Source organism: Promineifilum sp. (SeqCode) (assembly GCF_041918635.1).
Lineage (GTDB): Bacteria > Chloroflexota > Anaerolineae > Promineifilales > Promineifilaceae > Promineifilum.
In genome coordinates this window covers 1-2,861 of sequence record NZ_JAYRVJ010000151.1, presented here as the reverse complement: position 1 = coordinate 2,861, position 2,861 = coordinate 1, and the positions used below count along the sequence as shown (strand labels likewise).

The 2,861-nt window shown below is 67.4% G+C and carries 3 protein-coding genes; all 3 read right to left on the bottom strand.

Annotation, left to right across the window (positions count from 1 at the left end; genetic code table 11):
• The coding region (locus ACE3UY_RS05000) for an AEC family transporter (RefSeq protein ID WP_374686452.1) at positions 1-365 on the bottom strand (365 nt) is incomplete at its 3' end.
• A complete protein-coding gene (locus ACE3UY_RS04995) occupies positions 362-1,360 on the bottom strand; it encodes a HEAT repeat domain-containing protein (protein ID WP_374686451.1) in 999 nt (332 codons plus the stop codon). The genes ACE3UY_RS04995 and ACE3UY_RS05000, both read right to left, overlap by 4 nt.
• A 199-nt stretch (positions 1,361-1,559) precedes the next feature.
• Positions 1,560-2,624: an RIP metalloprotease gene (locus ACE3UY_RS04990; RefSeq protein WP_374686450.1), complete on the bottom strand. Its 1,065-nt coding sequence runs from the start codon at positions 2,622-2,624 to the stop codon at positions 1,560-1,562.
• Between the last annotated feature and the right edge of the window lie 237 nt (positions 2,625-2,861).

The following is a 2,861-nucleotide window of genomic DNA, read 5'->3' as shown; positions in this document are numbered from 1 at the left end:
TCATCGCCGTAGCGCAGCTGGAGCAGCGTCATGCCGTAGTTCCCGCCGTTGACGAACATGGCGACGATGAGCACCGTCGCCGTCGCCCGCCGCCCCAGACGCAACAGGCGGGTCAGCCCGAAGGCCAACCCGCCCATCACCACAATGCTGAGCGCCGTGAACGCCGCCAGCTCGGCCAGCTCCTCGGCCGGCAGCTGGCTGCTGACCAGCGAGGAGAAGACCAGGCACGGACTCAGGACGTTGAAGACAACGCTACTGAGTGTGCGAAGGTCCAGCCCAAAACGCCGCCGCAGCCAGTAGCCGAAGGAGGCCACCAGCATGATCGGCAGGATGTTCTGCGTCAGGACATTGAAGAAGACGCTCAATTGGCGCGCAGGTCATCGGCCAGATCGTCGTCATCGACCAGGTCCAGGTCGTCATCGGATAGGGCGAGCAGGTCGAAATCGCTGCCTGGAAACTCCATCTCCTCCAACGCCTCGTCAACGGCGTCGGCCAACTCCTCATACGCGGGGTCGTCGGCCATGCTCGACAGCAGCGCGTACGCCCGGTCGCCGCCGATCTGCCCCAGCGCCAGCACGGCGGCCATGGCGACCTCCAGGTCGTCGTCATCCAGCAGTTGCTCCAGCGTGTCGATGGAGTCGCTGCTGCCGATCGACCCGGCGGCGCGGGCGGCCTCGGCGCGGAAGTCGGCCGAGGGGCTGCCCATCTCATCCTCGATGATCGGCAGCCACTGCCGGTCGGCCGAGCCGCCCATAGCGAAGAGGGCGCTCAGTTGCATGTCGTAGGAGCCTTCCTCGTAAGCGTCGCGGATCAGCTCCGGGATGCGCGGATGGTCGGACGAGGCGACGGCCTCCAGCGCGGCTTGCTTCACCTGCGGGGGCGTCGTCGGCCGCTCATACTCGGCCAGCAGCGCCGCGACGATCGGCTCAGCCACGTCGTGTTGCATCTGCCCCCACTCGGCCAGCAGGACGTAGTGGGCCAGGGCGCGGGCGGCGGCGGTGCGCACGCTCACGTCCGGGTCGCGCGCCAGCAGGTCGAGGATGGGGCGGATCAGGTGGGTGTCGGTGGAGTCCCACAGCCCATCGAGCGCGGCCACGCGCACGGCCGGGTACTGGTCGGCCAACAGGTGAGCGAAGATGGGCGTGAAGTCCACGATGTAATTCTCTTCGGCGATGTCGGCCATGTGGCGCACGAGCGCGGCGCGCCGCTCCACATCGACCTCCAGCCAGTCGCGCTGGAACCGCTTGAAGTCCGCGTCGGACATATCCGACAGGCGGTAGAGCAAATGGATCGGCGCTTCCTCCTCCGTGAAGAGCGACGAAAGCACCGATTCAAAAGGAAGTTCTTTTTTAGTCGTCATAATAAGTCACATAAGTAGGGGCAGACCTGCGTGTCTGCCCCTGCGTGTCTGCCCCTGCGTGTCTGCCCCTGCGTGTCTGCCCCTGCGTGTCTGCCCCTGCGTGTCTGCCCCTGCGTGTCTGCCCCTGCGTGTCTGCCCATCCGTGCTGGGCGCACACGCAGGTGCGCCCCTACCCCAGACCGCACACCCACGTGCGCCCCTAAAACGGGATGATCGGGTTGATAATGTCCTGAACGATGAGCACCGCCATCAACCCCAGCAGCACGAGCATACCGATGACGTGCACCATCCCCTCGCGCTCCGGCTCGATGCGCCGGCCGCGCACGGCCTCGATGAGCACGAACAGGATGCGCCCGCCGTCCAGCGCCGGGATGGGCAGCAGGTTGGTCAGCCCCAGCGCGACGCTGATGAACGCCGCCATCGTCAGCAGCGGGTACAGCGTGCGCCCGTCGGCCGAGGATTCGGCCGCTTCGCCGGCGATCTGGCTGATGCCGACGATGCTGACCGGCCGGGCCTCGCGGGCCGTGATCTCGCCGTTGATCAGCATGGCCGGCAGCCGGGCGTAGAGGGAGACGTACTCCCACATGAACTCGACCGAGCCGGTGGCCGCCTCGATCGGGTTGCGGCCGATGCGCGGCCCCTCGGCCAGCCCAATACCCAGCGGGCCTTCGGTGGCCGGATCGTACTCGCCCGCAGCGCGCGGCGTCACCGGCAGCGTCAGCCGCTCGCCGTCGCGCAGCACCAGCAGGTCTACCGCCGTGCCCGCCCGCTCATACACCGTATTGACCAGCGTGCCGGAAGTCATGACCAGGCGGCCATCCACTTCCAGGACGATGTCGCCCGGCTGGAGGCCGGCCACTTCCGCCGGCGAGCCGGGGTTGACGGCGTCGATCTGGATGGCCGGCGCGCCCAGCACCAGGGCCAGCCAGAACAGGAAGAGCGCGGCGATAAAGTTCATGCCCGCCCCCGCGGCCAGCACGAACAGCCGCACGCGCTTCGACGCCGCCGACAGGCCGCCGGGCACACTGGGATCATCCTCGCCCGCCGGCCGCACAAAGCCGCCCACGGGAATCCAGTTGAGGGAGTAGATCGTCCCGTTGCGTTCGAACAGCTTGACGGCGCGCGGCGGCAGGCCAAAGCCGAACTCCTCCACGCGCACCTTGCTCAGCTTGGCCGCCCAGAAGTGGCCCAACTCGTGCACGATGACGATCGGCGTCAGGACGATGAGAAAGCCGCCTATTGCCCAGAGAAAATTAGAGTCCATAGTGATCCCCTACTTGGCGCGCCCACCTTCAGTCTCCCCGACGCTCCACCAGCGCACAGGCCAAAGCCACCGCGAACGCACCCTTGATTATATGTCTACTAGACGACCCGTCGCAAGCGCCGGGTTCCCCATCTAACGGCACTCTAAGGGGGAGGGGGAGCGGGGGAGCAGGGGTGCAGGGGGGCAGGGGGGCAGGGGTGCAGGGGTGCAGTGCGCCGCGCAAGCGGTGCTGCGTCT

Bases quoted from the DNA above. Each gene is read 5' to 3' on its own strand.
- ACE3UY_RS04995 (WP_374686451.1), bottom strand. From the start codon at position 1,360: ATGACGACTAAAAAAGAACTTCCTTTTGAATCGGTGCTTTCGTCGCTC.
- ACE3UY_RS04990 (WP_374686450.1), bottom strand. From the start codon at position 2,624: ATGGACTCTAATTTTCTCTGGGCAATAGGCGGCTTTCTCATCGTCCTG.